12 protein-coding genes are annotated in these 16202 nt (G+C 64.4%); 9 read left to right on the top strand and 3 right to left on the bottom strand.

Annotated features, from left to right (window positions below):
* The first annotated feature begins 121 nt into the window (after positions 1 to 121).
* From ahpC to LQV39_RS12465, 9 genes are all read left to right on the top strand, one after another.
* On the top strand, positions 122 to 685 hold the full coding sequence (ahpC, locus tag LQV39_RS12425) for an alkyl hydroperoxide reductase subunit C (protein ID WP_230025919.1): 564 nt from the start codon (positions 122 to 124) through the stop codon (positions 683 to 685).
* A gap of 276 nt (positions 686 to 961) precedes the next feature.
* Entirely contained in the window at positions 962 to 2545 is a 1584-nt protein-coding gene (ahpF, locus tag LQV39_RS12430) for an alkyl hydroperoxide reductase subunit F (RefSeq protein WP_230025921.1), read from the top strand.
* Between the two features lie 127 nt (positions 2546 to 2672).
* On the top strand, positions 2673 to 3974 hold the full coding sequence (locus LQV39_RS12435) for a metallophosphoesterase (RefSeq protein WP_230025923.1): 1302 nt from the start codon (positions 2673 to 2675) through the stop codon (positions 3972 to 3974).
* Between the two features lie 584 nt (positions 3975 to 4558).
* Entirely contained in the window at positions 4559 to 6271 is a 1713-nt protein-coding gene (locus tag LQV39_RS12440) for an ATP-dependent DNA helicase RecQ (protein ID WP_230025925.1), read from the top strand.
* A gap of 8 nt (positions 6272 to 6279) precedes the next feature.
* Positions 6280 to 7353, top strand: a complete 1074-nt coding sequence (locus tag LQV39_RS12445) for a ligase-associated DNA damage response exonuclease (protein WP_230025927.1) — start codon at positions 6280 to 6282, stop codon at positions 7351 to 7353.
* The gene (locus LQV39_RS12450; RefSeq protein WP_230025929.1) at positions 7346 to 8977 is read left to right on the top strand and encodes an ATP-dependent DNA ligase; all 1632 of its coding nucleotides are present in this window, start codon (positions 7346 to 7348) and stop codon (positions 8975 to 8977) included. Before LQV39_RS12445 ends, LQV39_RS12450 begins: the two co-directional genes overlap by 8 nt.
* Positions 8974 to 11469 carry a ligase-associated DNA damage response DEXH box helicase gene (locus tag LQV39_RS12455; protein WP_230025931.1) on the top strand — a complete coding sequence of 832 codons (2496 nt, stop codon included), beginning with the start codon at positions 8974 to 8976 and terminating at the stop codon, positions 11467 to 11469. The genes LQV39_RS12450 and LQV39_RS12455 overlap by 4 nt, the downstream gene beginning before the upstream one ends.
* Positions 11466 to 12128 carry a ligase-associated DNA damage response endonuclease PdeM gene (gene pdeM / locus LQV39_RS12460; RefSeq protein ID WP_230025934.1) on the top strand — a complete coding sequence of 221 codons (663 nt, stop codon included), beginning with the start codon at positions 11466 to 11468 and terminating at the stop codon, positions 12126 to 12128. The genes LQV39_RS12455 and pdeM overlap by 4 nt, the downstream gene beginning before the upstream one ends.
* A 69-nt stretch (positions 12129 to 12197) precedes the next feature.
* A complete protein-coding gene (locus LQV39_RS12465; RefSeq protein WP_230025935.1) occupies positions 12198 to 13328 on the top strand; it encodes a glycine zipper 2TM domain-containing protein in 1131 nt (376 codons plus the stop codon).
* Positions 13329 to 13479: 151 nt separating this feature from the next.
* Here the strand turns inward: LQV39_RS12465 and LQV39_RS12470 are convergent, their stop codons facing one another.
* From LQV39_RS12470 to LQV39_RS12480, 3 genes are all read right to left on the bottom strand, one after another.
* Positions 13480 to 14274, bottom strand: a complete 795-nt coding sequence (locus LQV39_RS12470; RefSeq protein ID WP_230026176.1) for a Crp/Fnr family transcriptional regulator — start codon at positions 14272 to 14274, stop codon at positions 13480 to 13482.
* A 371-nt stretch (positions 14275 to 14645) separates the two neighbouring features.
* The gene (locus LQV39_RS12475) at positions 14646 to 15290 is read right to left on the bottom strand and encodes a response regulator transcription factor (protein ID WP_036232923.1); all 645 of its coding nucleotides are present in this window, start codon (positions 15288 to 15290) and stop codon (positions 14646 to 14648) included.
* A gap of 105 nt (positions 15291 to 15395) precedes the next feature.
* The gene (locus LQV39_RS12480) at positions 15396 to 15860 is read right to left on the bottom strand and encodes a universal stress protein (protein ID WP_230025937.1); all 465 of its coding nucleotides are present in this window, start codon (positions 15858 to 15860) and stop codon (positions 15396 to 15398) included.
* Positions 15861 to 16202 lie beyond the last annotated feature (342 nt).

Below are 16202 nucleotides of genomic sequence, written 5' to 3' on the forward strand. Positions count from 1 at the left end.
AATCCACGCCAGCGATAGCTAAAATCAATTGAGGAAATCCGTTCAATTAATTTCACATTCAAGTGCGTGCGCGGTATAGTGCGTACCTGACGTTTTTTTTAACCCCGAAAGAGGAGCTTTCATGTCCATCATCAACACCGAAATCAAACCGTTCAAGGCAACCGCTTTCCACGATGGCAAGTTCGTCGACCTGACCGAAGCCGATTTCAAAGGCACCTGGTCGGTTCTGATGTTCTACCCGGCCGACTTCACCTTCGTCTGCCCGACCGAACTGGAAGACCTGGCTGCTTTCCAGCCGGAATTCGCGAAGATGGGCGTCAAAGTGTACGGCGTGTCGACCGACAGCCACTTTGCTCACAAGGCATGGCACGACACCTCGGATGCCATCAAGAAAGTGAACTACCCGCTGATCGGCGACCCGACCGGCACCCTGTCGCGTAACTTCGAAGTCATGATCGAAGAAGAAGGCATGGCCCTGCGCGGCACCTTCGTGATCAATCCGGAAGGCCAGATCAAGGTCATGGAAGTGCACGACAACGGCATCGGCCGCGACGCATCGGAACTGATGCGCAAGGTCAAGGCTGCCCAGTACGTCGCCGCCCACCCGGGCGAAGTGTGCCCGGCCAAGTGGACCGAAGGCGCTGAAACCCTGAAGCCGTCGCTGGACCTGGTTGGCAAGATCTAATATGTAATACGTAGGGTGGGCACCATGTGCCCACAAGCAGCACCAGCAGCACAAGCAGCACAAGCAGCACCAGCAGCACCAGAGCACCGACCGCCGGGGGGCGGGACGTGCTCTCCCCCCTCCCAAAAAGCAGCCCACACGCGATGGGCCTGCCCTGAAAGACAGGCGATCAAACTGGTCGATCTGCCGGCTTGGATTTACCACTTTGATTTGATTGGATGCGTCCGCATGTGCGTCGCATCGGCCTGAGCACGTTTGAACGAAAAGGACAAGACCATGAGCGCTCTCGACAATGACCTGAAAACCCAGCTGGGTGCCTACCTGCAACGCGTCCAGCATTCCTTCGAACTGGTGGCCTCGCTCGACGACAGCGACACCTCGAAGCAGATGCTCGACCTGCTGCAGACCATCCAGAGCCTGCGCGCCGACAAGATCACCCTGCGCACCGACGGCAACGACGCCCGCAAGCCGTCCTTCAGCCTGCAACGTACGGGTAGTAACAGCAGCCTGCGCTTTGCCGGCCTGCCGCTGGGCCACGAATTCACTTCGCTGGTGCTGGCCCTGCTGTGGACCGGCGGCCACCCGCCCAAGGTCGAGCAGGACACCATCGACACCATTAAAGCATTGGACGAGGACTACGAGTTCGAAGTCTATATGTCGCTGAGCTGCCATAACTGCCCGGACGTGGTCCAGGCCCTGAGCCTGATGGCGATCCTGAATCCGCGCGTGAAGACTACCGTGATCGAAGGCGGCGCCTTCCAGAAGGAAGTCGAGGAGCGCCAGGTGATGTCCGTGCCGATGGTGTTCCTGAACGGTGAAATGTTCGGTTCCGGCCGCATGATGGTCGAAGAGATCGTCGCCAGGCTGGACAAGGGCGCCGGCGAGCGCGACGCCGCCAAGCTGAACGCGAAAGAGCCGTATGACGTGCTGATCGTCGGCGGCGGTCCTGCCGGTTCGGCGGCCGCCGTGTACGCGGCCCGCAAGGGCATCCGCACCGGTATCGCCACCGGCCGCATGGGCGGCCAGGTGAACGACACCATGTCGATCGAGAACTACATTTCGGTGCTGGAAACCGACGGCCCGAAATTTTCAAGCGCGCTGGAAGCCCAGGTGCGCCATTACGGCGTCGACATCATGACCCAGCAGGAAGCCGCGCAACTGATCGCGCCGTCGGCGCCGGGCGAACTGGTCGAAGTCAAATTCGCCAACGGCGGCTCGCTGAAGTCGAGCACCGTGATCCTGTCGACCGGTGCGCGCTGGAGGAACGTCAACGTGCCGGGCGAGGAGCAGTACAAGAACGCCGGCGTGAACTACTGCCCGCACTGCGACGGCCCGCTGTATAAAGGCAAGCGCGTGGCGGTGATCGGCGGCGGCAACTCGGGCGTGGAAGCGGCGATCGACCTCGCCGGCATCGTCCAGCACGTGACCCTGATCGAGTTCGCCAATCAGCTGAAGGCGGACGCGGTGCTGGTCAACAAGCTGAACAGCCTGCCGAACGTGACCGTGCACGTGAACGCCCAGACCACCGAGATCACCGGCGACGGCAAGAAGGTCAACGGCATCAGCTTCAAGGACCGCGTGTCGGGCGAAGACCGTCACGTCGAGCTCGAAGGCGTGTTCGTGCAGATCGGCCTGGTGCCGAATACCGAATGGCTGAAGGGCAGCGTGGAATTGTCGCGCTTCGGCGAGATCGTGGTCGACGCCCACGGCCGCACCAACATCCCCGGTGTGTTCGCAGGCGGCGACGCCACCACCACGCCGTTCAAGCAGATCGTGATCGCGGCCGGCGACGGCGCCAAGTGCGCACTGTCGGCCTTCGACTACCTGATCCGCATGCCGGTGGCGGTCGAAGCGGCCTGAGGCCCCGGCCACGGCCGGTAGCAAGCAAAGCAGCGTCCCTCGCGAGGGGGACGCTGTTTTTTTGTTGCATGGATTCATCTTTTGAGCCATCGTTACGCCTCTTGCATTTTTATAAAGAGGAGTGGGCGTGCGGCGTAAAAAACTGATCCGGATCCTGTTCGTGCTGATGCTGCTGCCGGTGCTATTGCTGGCCATGATGTTGTCGCAGGCGAGCGTCGAGCTGACCGAGCACGGGGCGCACAAGCGGCTGCTTCTGCCGCTCGGGCCGGCCGGGAAGATGGCGCTCCCGCTCTACGGCGGCACCGCCGACGATCCCACGATTGCCGGCTTCCTCGATGGTCCCATCGTTCGCACCGATGCCGCCGGCAACTGGCAGGCCACCTGGTTTTGCGAGCAGCATGCGCATCGCGCCGAGGGACGCGGCGCCCGGCTCGACATCGATTGCGCGGGCAGGCGCTCATCGTATCCGCTGGCCCGCGCCACCATCCCGCCGGCCGAGTTTGCCATGCCGAAGAAGCTGGCGGTCCTGAGCGATATCGAAGGTAACCGCGCCTTCCTCGATGCGGCCCTGGTCAAGCTCGGCGTCGTGGACGCAGAAGGTAACTGGCGCTATGGCAGCAATCATCTGGTCATCGCCGGCGATTCGGTCGATCGCGGCCGCGAGGTCTTTGCCGTGCTCTGGCGCCTGTATGGGCTCAGCCTCCAGGCGCAGAGCCACGGCGGAGCCGTCCATGTCCTGCTCGGCAATCACGAACAATATATCCTGCGCGATAACACGACCCGGGCCCACAAGGAGCATCTGTACGCGCTCGAACAGATGGGAGGCCATGCGTCCGCCTTTGGCGCCGACACCGTGATCGGCGCCTGGCTGCGCGCCCAGCCGGTCGTGCTCAAGGCGGGAACGGTGCTGGTGACGCACGGCGGCATCGCACCCGAGGTCGCCGCAGGAGGCTTCAGCGTCAGTGCCCTCAACCAGGCCATGCGCCAGTACTGGCGCGGCGACACGGCGCGCTCGCCCTTGCTGGACGCCGTCATCGGTCCCGCCGGCGTAACGCAATACCGCGGCTATTTCGAAGACGGCGAAGAGCGGTACGCGCGCGCCGGCAGCGCCGAGGTCGCGGGAGTGCTGCAGCATTTCGGCGCCACCGGCATCGTCGTCGGCCACACCCTGGTCGACCGGGTAAGCACATCGCACGATGGCCAAGTGTACGCGGTCGACGTCAACGCCAATACGGCCGCCGCCGAAGTGCTGGTATTCGAGGATGGCAAGCCAGGCGTGGTCGACATCGGCGTCAAACGCATGCTACCGGACGAGGGCACGCGCCCGGCGGTCCGTCCGATTGCGCTTGGCGGCGGCGCCGACTGGCGCCTGCTGGGCGCCTTCGTCCGCCGAAACGTCGAACTATCGCGCTTGCGTAACCCTTACTGAATCGCGCATCGCGTCTACCCATACGTAGAGCTGATGCGGACCAATGCCGGGCAGCCGTGGATCGGAAGCGGAGCGTGTCCAGCACTTGATGGGCTACCGGATCGACAACAACGGCGTCGGTCCGGCCCGTGTCGAATGGGTGGAAATGCGCTTACTGGATGCCTGCTGCAAAGCGCCAGCGGTGAAGTTCCGCCCCGCGCAAAGAGGCGGCAAGTAAGGAGGGTGAACTGCAGGTTTTGCCGCGTTGCTCAGTGGAAGAACATCGGCGCCATGCCGCTCAAGGCATCCGTTTCTACCAGCAGCCAGGTAGCAATGCTGATGAGTCCGACGTGGAGAGCGGTCCAGGTAGCGGGGAAGATGCGAATCATGATCGAACTCCAATTGTGTGCCGGTTGCAGGAGAATATGGTTCCATGATAGGTCGACTGCAAAATGGCAAGTATCGGCGGGGATTCCGCCGCATTGTAGGAAAACGCCTTGTCGACCTGTCTGAGCGGTGGCAGAAAGCTCTAGTGGCGCTCCTACGGTAGCTGTAGGTTGCGTCCTATAGCGGTTCAGTTCGGCCTTATTTAGAGTGAGGCCATCATGACCCGACACGAACCCAAACTCCTGCACAAGGGCCTGCTTGCGGTCCGCCGCAACACCATCCGCCGCCTGCTCGATACCGTTTTCGGCATCCAGCAATTGCGCGACGGCCAGCAACGCGTCATCGACAGCGTCCTCGACGGTAAGGACACGCTGGCGATCATGCCCACCGGCAGCGGTAAATCGCTGTGCTACCAGATTCCCGCCCGCATCCTGGAAGGGATGACCATCGTCGTTTCCCCGCTCATCTCCCTGATGAAGGACCAGCTCGAAAAGCTGGAAGAGATGGGGATCCGCGCCGTGCAGGTCAACAGCAGCCTGTCCGCCGAGGAGGAGCGGCAATCGCTTGCCGCCATTGGGGAAAACCGCTGCGAAATCGTGTTCTGCACCCCCGAGCGCCTGGTGATGGCGGAGTTCGTGGAGATACTGAAGCAGGTGAGGATCGCCCTGGTGGTGGTCGACGAAGCCCACTGCATCTCGCAATGGGGGCACGACTTCCGCCCGGCCTATCTCGAGATGGCGGGCGCGATCGAAGCCCTGGACCGTCCGCCTGTACTGGCGCTGACCGCCACCGCCACCGAGGAAGTGGTCGAGGACATCGGCCGCCAGCTCAACCGGCCACGGATGTACGTGGTGAACACCGGCGTCTACCGCCCGAACCTGCACTACCGCGTGCTGCAGGTGACGAATCCGGACGAAAAACTGGAGCAAGCCCAGCGCCTGGTCCGCGAGACCGAGGGCAAGGGCATCGTCTACGCCGCCACCGTCAAGGTGGCAGAAGAGGTGTATCACCTGCTGGCGGAGGCCGGCGAATCCGTCACCCTCTACCACGGCAAGCTGCCGGCCGCCGAGCGCAAGGCCAACCAGGACCTGTTCATGAACGACGAGCGGCGGGTCATGGTGGCGACCAACGCGTTCGGCATGGGCATCGACAAGCCGGACACCCGCTTCGTGATCCACATGCAGATTCCCGCCAACCTGGAAGCCTATTACCAGGAATCCGGTCGCGCCGGCCGCGACGGCAAGGATGCCGAATGCACGCTGCTGTTCCTGCAAGACGATAAAAGAGTGCAGCAGTTCTTCCTGGTGAAGCACTACCCGACCGCCGAGGAAATCCGCCATGTCTACGAGGCCGTGCGCGAACTGGCGGAGAACGAGACCGCGACGCCCGAGCGCGTGGACGACGTCGCCGGCGAGCTGGCCGGTCCGCACCTGAAGGTCTGCCTGAAGCTGCTGAAGGACGCCAAGCTGCTGCGCCAGTCGCGCAAGCTGGCCTACAACGTGACCGCCCAGGTGCCGAAGGACAGCCTGTTCGAAGCCATGGCCGAGGTCTACCGCCGCAAGCAGGAACACGACAAGGAGTCCCTGGAGCAGATGGTCAGCTATGCGGTGAGCGGTTTCTGCCGCTGGAAGCTGCTGCTCGATTACTTCGGCGACGAGGTCGACGGCTTCGAGAAATGCTGCCGCTGCGATAATTGTCTGAATCCGCCGGCGGCCGTGCTGGAGGATATCGAGATCCGCGACGACGAGTTCGACCGCGAACCGGAGCCGGCACCCGATCCTGCAAGCTCCTTCGAACCCGGCGCGCGCGTGAAGGTGCCGAAGTATGGCGAGGGCGTGGTGTTCTCGGTGGCCGGCGACCAGGTTTGTATCGAGTTCCCGGATGGCGAGCAGCGGTCCTTCATGAAAGACTTCGTGGAACATATCGAATAAGGAGCTCTATGGGTGACATGGTCGTCGTAAGGAAGGAGGGCCTGTACTGCGTACCTGGCGATTTCTACATCGACCCGTGGCGGCCGGTGGACCGGGCCGTCATCACCCATGCCCACGGCGACCATGCGCGCTGGGGCCACAAGCATTACCTGGCCTCCGATGCGAGCGTCAACATCCTGAAGTCGCGCCTGGGCGCCGACATCAACATCGACGGCCTGGCCTATGGCGAACGCATCGTCCATAACGGCGTTACCGTCTCGCTGCACCCGGCCGGCCACGTGCTCGGCTCGGCCCAGGTGCGCATGGAACATGAGGGCGAGATCTGGGTCGCTTCCGGTGACTACAAGGTCGAACCCGACGCCACCTGCGCCCCCTTCGAGGCGGTGCGCTGCCATACCTTCATCACCGAATCCACCTTCGGCCTGCCGATCTACCGCTGGGACCCACAGCAGGAAGTCTTCGACGGCATCAACGCCTGGTGGCGCCGCAACGCGGAGGAGGGCCGCACCAGCGTGCTCTACGCCTATGCCTTCGGCAAGGCCCAGCGCGTGCTGTCCGGGCTGGACACCTCGATCGGTCCCATCGTCTGCCACGGCGCGGTCGAGCCGCTGAACCGCGTCTACCGCGAGGGCGGGGTCGTGCTGCCGCATACCCAACTGGTGAGCGAGACCGGCAAGGACGAGATGAAGCGCGCTTTAGTCCTGGCGCCGCCGTCCGCCGCCGGCTCGACCTGGACCCGCCGCTTCGGCGACTACTCCGACGCTTTCGCCAGCGGCTGGATGCTGCTGCGCGGCGCGCGGCGACGGCGCGGCGTCGACCGTGGCTTCGTGCTGTCCGACCATGCCGACTGGCCAGGCCTGCTGAGTGCCATCGAGGCTACCGGCGCGCAGCAGGTGGTGGTCACGCACGGCTCGATTCCGGTGATGGTGCGCTGGCTGTGCCAGATCGGACTGGATGCGAAGGCTTTCGATACCGAGTACGGCGACGATGAGGCGACTGACGTCGCGTCATCGAACGACGAGGCGACGGGTTCGGCAACTCCGGAAGAGGGGGAAGCGAAGAAGGAGACAAAGGATGCGTGAATTCGCCCAGCTCTACGCCGAACTCGACGAAACCACCGCTACCAACCGCAAGCTGGAAGCGCTGCAGAACTACTTCGAGCACACGGCGCCCGAGAACGCCGCCTGGGCCGTCTACTTCCTGGCCGGCGGCAAGCCGCGCCAGGCCGTGCCGACCAGGGTGCTGCGCGAAGCGGCCATCGAATACGCCGGCCTGGACGAGTGGCTGTTCGAGGAGTCCCACGCCGCGGTCGGCGACATGGCCGAGACCATCGCCCACATCCTGCCGGCGCCCAAGCGCCACAGCGACATCGGCCTGGCGACCTGGATGGAAGAGCGGATCGGCCCCTTGCGCGGCGCCGACCCCGGCTTCATCCGCGAAAAGCTGTTCGAGTACTGGGACGAGCTGACCTGGCGCGAGCGCTTCCTGTTCGTGAAGCTGATCGGCGGCGGCTTCCGCGTGGGCGTGTCGAAGCTGCTGGTGACGCGCGCGCTGGCGGCCATCGCGGCCGTCGACGCCAAGCTGATCGCCCAGCGCCTGATGGGCTGGACCGATGGCCGCGTGCGCCCGACGGCGGCCGGCTTCCTGCAGCTGATCGCGGCCCAGTCCGAAGACGAGCACAAGCTGCGCGGCGGCCAGCCCTATCCCTTCTTCCTGGCGCACCAGCTGAACGGCGACCCGGCCGAGCTGGGGCTGCTCGCCGACTGGCAGGTCGAGTGGAAGTACGACGGCATCCGCGCCCAGCTGGTACGGCGCGGCGCCCAGAACTATTTGTGGTCGCGCGGCGAGGACCTGATCACCGAGCGCTTCCCGGAGCTGGCCGCACTCGGCCTGCCGGAAGGGACGGTGGTCGATGGCGAAGTCCTGATCTGGACTGGGGGCGATTCTCCCGCGCCCTTTGCCGACCTGCAGAAGCGCATCGGCCGCAAGACCTTGAGCGCCAAATTGCTGGCCGAGCTGCCTGCGGTGCTGCTGGCCTACGACCTGCTGGAGCTGGACGGCGTCGACCTGCGGGCTTTGCCCCAGCACGAGCGGCGCGCGCTGCTGGAGACCCTGGTGACGGGTGTGGCCAAGCCCCAGCTGCGCATTTCACCCTTGGTGACAGCCGATACCTGGGATGACCTTGGCAAGCTGCGCGAAGAATCGCGCGCACGCGGCGTCGAAGGCATGATGCTGAAGGCGCGCAACGCCCAGTACGGCGTGGGCCGCACCAAGGACGTCGGCACCTGGTGGAAGTGGAAGATCGATCCGTATGCGGTGGACGCGGTGCTGATCTACGCCCAGCCGGGCAGCGGCCGCCGCGCTTCGCTCTACACCGACTACACCTTCGCGGTGTGGGACGGCGAAGGCGAACAGCGCCGCCTGGTGCCTTTCGCGAAAGCGTATTCGGGGCTCACGGACGCCGAGATCCGCCAGGTCGACGCCGTCATCCGCAAGACCACGGTCGAGAAGTTCGGCCCGGTGCGTTCCGTGAAGCCGACCATGGTGTTCGAGCTGGGCTTCGAGGGCATCGCGCTGTCGCCGCGCCACAAGGCCGGCATTGCGGTGCGCTTCCCGCGCATCCTGCGCCGGCGCGACGACAAGCCTGTCGAAGAAGCCGATACACTCGATACCCTGAAGGGTTTATTAGAGGCTGCGCAGCCATGAGCAAGTCGCAGGCAGAGCAGGCGGTCGACGCCTGGTTCGCGGGCCGCGGCTGGAAGGTGTTTCCCTTCCAGCGCGCCGTGTGGAAGGCCGCCCTGGCCGGGCAGTCCGGGCTGCTGCACGCGAACACCGGTGCGGGCAAGACCTATGCCGTCTGGTTCGCAGCGATGCTGCGCGGCGCAAACCGTTCCCGGCGCGACCGTACCGGCCTGCGCGTGCTGTGGATCACGCCCATGCGCGCGCTGGCTGCCGACACCCAGCGTTCGCTCGAAGTCTCGGCCGAAGAGCTGGGCGCCGCCAGTCCCGATGCGATCGGCGCCTGGACCCTGGGCGCGCGCACCGGCGATACCGGATCAGGCGAGCGTGCGCGCCAGGCCAAGAACCTGCCGGGCGCGCTGATCACGACGCCGGAATCGCTGTCCCTGCTGCTCTCGCATGCGGGCGCGCGTGACCAGTTCAAGCATCTCGACATGATCATCATCGACGAGTGGCACGAGCTGATGGGCAGCAAGCGCGGCGTGCAGGTGCAGCTGGCGCTGGCGCGCTTGCGGCGCTGGAATCCGGAACTGGTCGTGTGGGGCCTGTCGGCCACCATGGGCAATTTGCAGGATGCGCGCAATGTGCTGCTGGGGACCGGCGCCGATGAAAGCAAAAGCGTGCTGGTCGAGGGCGACCTGAAAAAGCAGATCGTGGTCGATTGCCTGATTCCGCAGAATGTTTCGCGCTTTCCCTGGGGCGGCCACTTGGGCCTGCAGATGCTGCAGCCTGTCATCGACGAGATCGAGAAGAACGGCGCGACCCTGGTATTCACCAACACCCGTTCCTCCTCCGAGGTCTGGTACCAGAACCTGATCGAGGCCAGGCCCGACTGGGCCGGCACGGTGGCCCTGCACCATGGCTCGCTCGACCGCGAAGTGCGCGACTGGGTCGAGAAAGGTTTGAAGAACGGCGAGCTCAAGGCCGTGGTCTGCACGGCCAGCCTGGACCTGGGCGTGGACTTCCTGCCGGTCGAGCGCGTGCTGCAGGTCGGCAGCGCCAAGAACATCGCGCGCCTGCTGCAGCGGGCCGGGCGCAGCGGCCATGCGCCGGGACGGATCTCGCGCGTGACCCTGGTGCCGACCAACAGCCTGGAACTGCTGGAAGCCGCCGGCGCCAGGCGCGCCGTGGCCACCCGCCGCATCGAAGCGCGGCAGGTGCCGAACAAGCCCTTCGACGTGCTGGTGCAGCACCTGGTGACGATCGCGCTGGGCGGCGGCTTCCGCTCCGAGGAGCTGTATGAAGAGGTGACGACTGCCTGGTCCTACCGTCACCTGACGAAGGAAGAGTGGCAGTGGGCGCTGGACTTCGTCGCGCGCGGCGGGCAGAGCCTGTCCGTCTATCCCGAGTACCGGCGCGTGCTGCCGGACGAGGAGGGCGTCTACCGCGTGCCCGATGCCACCATCGGCCGGCGGCACCGCATGAGCATCGGCACCATCGTCTCGGACGCGCAGATGCAGGTGCAGTACGTGAGCGGCGGACGGATCGGCAGCGTCGAGGAATCCTTCGTCGGCCGCCTGAAGCCAGGCGACCATTTCCTGTTCAGCGGGCGCATCCTGGAACTGGTGCGGGTCCACGAGATGACGGCTTACGTGAAGCGCAGCGCCAGTACCAAGGGCGCGATCAGCCGCTGGGGCGGCACCAAGGTCCCGCTCAGCGCCGAGATGGCGCGCGCCGGACTGGAAGAGCTGGAGCGCGCCTCGCGCGGCATCTATGAAGGCCCGGAAATGCAGGCGGTGCGGCCGCTGCTGGAGGTACAGGCGCGCTGGTCTGCGCTGCCGACGGGCGAGGTGCTGGTCATCGAGAGCATGAAGAGCCGCGAGGGCTATCACCTGTTCGTCTATCCCTTCGGCGGGCGCTCGGTGCATACCGGCCTGGCCTCTCTGGTCGCTTTCCGCGTCGGCAAGCTGATGCCCTCGACCTTTTCGGTGGCGGTCAATGACTATGGTTTCGAGCTGCTGTCACCGGAACCGGTGGACTGGGCCCGCATGTTCGATGCGGAGACGGGCGCGGATGTCGGGCTGTTCGATACCGGGCGCCTGCTGGAAGATGTGCTGGACAGCCTGAACGCGACCCAGCTGGCGCAGCGGCGCTTCCGCGAGGTGGCGCGCATCGCCGGACTGGTGAACCAGGGTTTTCCGGGCCAGCGCAAGTCGATGCGCCAGGTGCAGGCCTCGAGCGCGCTCTTTTATGAAGTCTTCCGCAAGCACGACAGCGGCAACCTGCTGCTGACCCAGGCCGAGCGCGAGGTGCTGGAGCAGGAGCTCGAATTGACGCGCCTGCGCGATACGCTTACCGAGCTGCACGCGCGCCGCGTGTCCTTCCACGAAGTCAAACGCGCCACGCCCTTCGGCTTTCCGCTGATGGTCGAACGCTTCCGCGAAAAGGTCTCGACCGAGAAGCTGTCCGACCGCGTGGCGCGCATGGTGCGCGAACTGGAAAAGGCGGCTGCGGCATGAAGGCGATTCCTGGTGCGCTGACGGTCGAGCTGGGCGGAGACCAGTTGGTCTTGCTGCCGCAGAAAGCCGCGTTATGGCCGCGCGAGCGCATGCTGATCATCGCCGACATTCACTTCGGCAAGGCGGCGGCTTTCCGCTCCTTCGGCATTCCGGTGCCGAAAGGGACGACCAGCGAAAACCTGCACGGCCTCGACGAACTGATCGACCTGACCGGCGCCAGGCACGTGCTTTTCCTGGGCGACTTCCTGCACGCGCGCGCGGCCCACGCGGCGTCGACGCAGGCGGCGATGCTGGCCTGGCGCCGCAAACGCTGCGAGCTGACCCTGACCCTGGTGCGCGGCAACCACGACAAGCATGCTGGCGACCCGGCCGGCGAGCTCGGCATCGATCTCGTCGACGAGCCCTGGACGGTGGGGCCGTTTTCCTTTTGCCACCACCCGGACATCGTTGCGCCCGGCTACGTGCTGGCCGGACACGTGCACCCGGTCTATGTATTGGCGACCCGCTCGGACGCGCTGCGCCTGCCGTGCTTTATTGCCGGGCCACAGCGCATGATCCTGCCGTCCTTCGGGGCATTTACCGGCGGACACGCACTCAAGCCCGAGCCGGGCGAGCGCGTATGGGTGAGCTCGGGCGAGGCGGTGCACAGCGTACGTTAGCGCACCGAGATACGGTCGTGTGCGGCGTAAGCTGGTCACATTGATAATTTCCGTTCGCAGGAGGACACCATGGCAACAACCCGACAGACACTCGCCGCGGCCGTGGTTGCCGCGCTGCCGCTCTTCGCGGCCACCGTGCCGGCCCCTGTGCAGGCCCAGGAACATCCGCGTGCCCGCCAGATGGAGCCGCGCATCGAAGGCTTCAACGTCAACGAGCTGCGCCGCATCGAACCTGGCGCCGAACTGAACTTCGAAGTCTTCGGCACGCCGGGCGGCAACGCCTCGGTGCGCATCGACGGCGCCACCCGCAACCTGAACCTGGTCGAAACCCGTCCCGGCACTTACTCGGGCACCTACACGATCGGCCGCCATGACCGCATCCGTCCGGACAGCGGCGTCACCGCCAACCTGCGCGTGAACGGCATGGTCAAGACCCAGGCCCTGGCTGCCACCATCGTGCGCGTGCCGGAACGCGTGAGCCCCGCCGACCGCGCCATGGCCGGCACGCCGCGCGTGCAATCCTTCGACGTGCGCGGCAGCGACGACCTCGGTCCTGGCCACGAGCTGCGCTTTACCGTGGCAGGCACGCCGGGCGCGCGGGTTGAAGTCCAGATCGCCGGCACCTCCGGCATCTTCACGCTGCCGGAAGTGCGGCCGGGCGAGTACGACGGCGTGTACACGATCCGCCGCGGCGACAATATCGCACCGGACGCCTCGGTGACGGCAACCATCAAATCCAACGGCCGCTATTCGACCGCGACCCTGGGCCAGCCCCTGCTGGCGGGTGGACGCGTGCGTGGCGACCGCATGGATGATCGCCGCGATGCCCGGCGCGACGACCGCCGTGCCGACGACAGCCAGCGCGTGGCCCGTTATTGCACCAGTTGCGCAACGGTGGAATCGGTGAACGTGATCGAAGCCGAAGCCGGCGCGGCCGGTACGCTGGGCGGCGCCGCGGTGGGCGGCCTGCTGGGCAACCAGGTGGGCAGCGGCAGCGGCCGTACGGCGGCGACCGTGGCCGGTGCGGTCGGCGGCGCCATCGCCGGACGCGCGATCGAGCGCAACGCCCGCGCACCGCGCTATGAGGTGGTGGTGCGCTATGAAAACGGCGCAACCCAGTCTATCCGTTACGACAACGACCCGGGCTTCCGCGTGGGGGAGCAGGTCAAGGTCGCCGATGGCGTTCTGACCCGGAACTGACCAAAAGCCCCCATGGCGGCGTTGCATCGTCTCGCCGTACTAACGTACTGTCTTCGACGATGCGCCTTGCCCTGGGGGCTTTTATCCGGTGCCAGAAACGACAAAGCCGGCTCCGCAAGGGGCCGGCTTTTTTATGGCTGCTTCATGGCGCTCAGACCGCTGCCAGCACCGCGCCGTCGCCCGAGGACTCGGCGTCCGCCTTGTGCTTGGCGTTCTGCTTGGCGCGCGAGCGCGAGGGCGGCAGGCGGCGCAGGGTCTTGAGTGCTTCCGGATCCTTGATGCCGATGGTGCGCTGGTCGACGGTGATCAGGCCGATCTCGTTGAAGGCCGACAGCGTGCGGCTGACGGTTTCGAGGGTCAGGCCGAGGTAGCTGCCGATCTCGTGACGCGTCATGCGCAGGTTGAACAGTTTGCTGGAGTAGCCCATCGCGGCAAAGCGATCGGCCAGCGAGATCAGGAAGCGGGCCACGCGCGCTTCCGCCGACAGGGCGCCGAGCATGCCGATCATGGCCTGTTCGCGCACCAGTTCGCGGCTCATCACCCCGTACATCAGGTTCTCCAGCTCGGCATGCACCCTCCCCAGGGCAGTGAGCTTCTTGAACGGTACGAGGATCAGGTCGCAGTCGGACAGGGCGACGGCTTCCGAGGCGTAATGGCGGGTGTGGATGCCGTCGACGCCGAGCATGTCCCCCTTCATCGGGAAGCTCAGCACCTGTTCGTTGCCGAATTCGTCGATCAGCACCGTTTTCAGGAAGCCGGAGTTGACGATGTACAGGGTGTCGAAGGCTTGTCCGATCGTGTGCACGCGCTGGCCCGTCTTGAACTGCACGTGCTGGAACAGGAGTTCCTCGGTATTCATCGATACGGCGGCCGGGATATGGAGCAGGTCGCAGACCTCTTTCAGGTTGGACCACAGGCGACCCTGGCGCTGGCGCCCGGCTTCCATCTGTGACGAGTGCAGAGTCGAGGGGGAGGCGTTACGCTGTTCTGACATTGGCTGGGACTGCATACTCATCTCCAGGTTTAGGAACATGAAATTTCTGGCGGCTCAATGCGGAGAATGGACCGCAAGCAAGTCGAAACGCTGAAGTCAGTATGCCAACACGAGTTCGGCATTCATATCAGCAACGGCTGAATGTGTAGGTAGGAAGGTGAGGCAGGGCTTAGGAATATTCTTACTGACTGCTGCCGCTTCCGAGGGAGAGCAGGGCATATCCGTGTAGGATAGCTGCGGTGAAGAGGCCGTCTCCTGGGCGTCACGCACTGGGCGTGGAAACCACAGTCAGGCCATGATGTCTAAGACGAATTGGGTGGTGCTCAGGCTTTCATCGGCGCCAGCAGCCGGTGGGCCACCGCGTACTGCACCATTTCCGACAGCGAGGTCATGCCCATCTTCTGCATGATGCGCGTCTTGTGAGTGCTCACTGTCTTCACCGAAAGATGCAGGTTGTTGGCGATCTCGGTGATCGACTTGCCGCCTACTAATAGAGAGAAGACTTCGAACTCGCGGTCCGACAGCTGCTTGTGCAGCAGCTGCTCGTTCGGCGCCATGATGTTCAGCGCCAGTTGCTCGGCCACTTCGGTACTGATATAAGGACGGCCCGAGGCCACCTTGCGGATCGCCCCGACCAGCTGGGTGCCGGCGCTCTCCTTGGTCAGGTAGCCCTGGGCGCCGGCGCGGATCGCGCGCACCGCATACTGCTCTTCCTCGTGCATGGTGAGGATCAGGATGGCCAGCTTGGGCGCTTCGCTGCGCACCTGGCGAATCAGGTCGACGCCGCTGCGGCCCGGCATCGACAGGTCGAGCAGCAGCAGGTCGAAACCGCCCTGGCGCACCAGCGACAGCACTTCGAAACCGTTGATGGCTTCGCCGACGATCTCGATGTCGAGGGCGCCGTCGAGGATGCGCTTGAGGCCTTCGCGCATGATGGTGTGGTCGTCAGCGATGACTATGCGAATCATAGAGGTTCCCCAGAGTGCAATGTGCAGCGTAAATTACACGCTAGCACATTGCCAGAACATAAATTGTATTATTTTTGGAATGACCCTATAGCCTGAATGGATGGTTCAGGTACCGGGTTCGCGGATCAGGCGGTGCACCAGGACCGGCTTGCTGGTCTGCGACAGCACCTTGTTCGTGACGCTACCGAGCAGCAACTGGCCCCATCCGCTGCGGCCGTGCGAGCCCATGAAGATCAGGTCGCAGTGTTGTTGTTCAGCCACGTCGACGATCTTCAGCGCCGCCGAGTCCGAAAACGCCGTCATGCAGGAATGCTTCAGTCCGGCCTGGTCCGCCGAGCGCATGATCTTGCCCATGTACTCCTCGCCCATGCGCCGCATCTGCGCCATGTATTCCTCCTCGCTGGGGTAGGAAGGCGGGATGATTTCGACATACACGGGATACTGGTAGTCGGGCGCGACGAACAGCGCGAGCACTTCGGCTCCCATCTGTTGCGCGAACTGGACGCCGGCGCAGGCGGTGTGCTGGGACACCGCGGAACCGTCGGTGGTGATCAGAATTTTCTGGTACATGGTGAGCCCTCCCTCACGTCACGTTACCTGCTTATTGTAGTCCTCCTGATCATCCTTGGCAGATGGTAAATGCTTGATCTTGCTCAGTGATGTGTTTGCTTTCTGCCTTGAAAACATTGACTGACATAAAGCCCGCGATAAAAAAATACAACACTTGCTTTGTGAAAATATTCAGAAACAGTTGGAAATGATGGTCGATTGACTAAGTTTATTGCGCCAATGCGCAACGGTGTCTTTTCCGAGATTTACCTACGGCAACCACGCTGCTACACTCCCTGCAATACCCTTGCCGTCAACGTATTGACGGCAGCAAGCACAGTACAGATCATCGCGACATTTACA

Source organism: Massilia sp. Bi118 (assembly GCF_918697865.1).
Taxonomy (GTDB): Bacteria; Pseudomonadota; Gammaproteobacteria; order Burkholderiales; family Burkholderiaceae_D; genus Telluria.

What these genes read in the sequence shown, in the direction of transcription:
- ahpC (WP_230025919.1), top strand. Translation starts at nt 122, where the DNA reads ATGTCCATCATCAACACCGAAATCAAACCGTTCAAGGCAACCGCTTTC.
- ahpF (WP_230025921.1), top strand. Translation starts at nt 962, where the DNA reads ATGAGCGCTCTCGACAATGACCTGAAAACCCAGCTGGGTGCCTACCTG.
- LQV39_RS12440 (WP_230025925.1), top strand. Translation starts at nt 4,559, where the DNA reads ATGACCCGACACGAACCCAAACTCCTGCACAAGGGCCTGCTTGCGGTC.
- LQV39_RS12445 (WP_230025927.1), top strand. Translation starts at nt 6,280, where the DNA reads ATGGGTGACATGGTCGTCGTAAGGAAGGAGGGCCTGTACTGCGTACCT.
- LQV39_RS12450 (WP_230025929.1), top strand. Translation starts at nt 7,346, where the DNA reads ATGCGTGAATTCGCCCAGCTCTACGCCGAACTCGACGAAACCACCGCT.
- LQV39_RS12455 (WP_230025931.1), top strand. Translation starts at nt 8,974, where the DNA reads ATGAGCAAGTCGCAGGCAGAGCAGGCGGTCGACGCCTGGTTCGCGGGC.
- pdeM (WP_230025934.1), top strand. Translation starts at nt 11,466, where the DNA reads ATGAAGGCGATTCCTGGTGCGCTGACGGTCGAGCTGGGCGGAGACCAG.
- LQV39_RS12465 (WP_230025935.1), top strand. Translation starts at nt 12,198, where the DNA reads ATGGCAACAACCCGACAGACACTCGCCGCGGCCGTGGTTGCCGCGCTG.
- LQV39_RS12470 (WP_230026176.1), bottom strand. Translation starts at nt 14,274, where the DNA reads ATGGAAGCCGGGCGCCAGCGCCAGGGTCGCCTGTGGTCCAACCTGAAA.
- LQV39_RS12475 (WP_036232923.1), bottom strand. Translation starts at nt 15,290, where the DNA reads ATGATTCGCATAGTCATCGCTGACGACCACACCATCATGCGCGAAGGC.
- LQV39_RS12480 (WP_230025937.1), bottom strand. Translation starts at nt 15,860, where the DNA reads ATGTACCAGAAAATTCTGATCACCACCGACGGTTCCGCGGTGTCCCAG.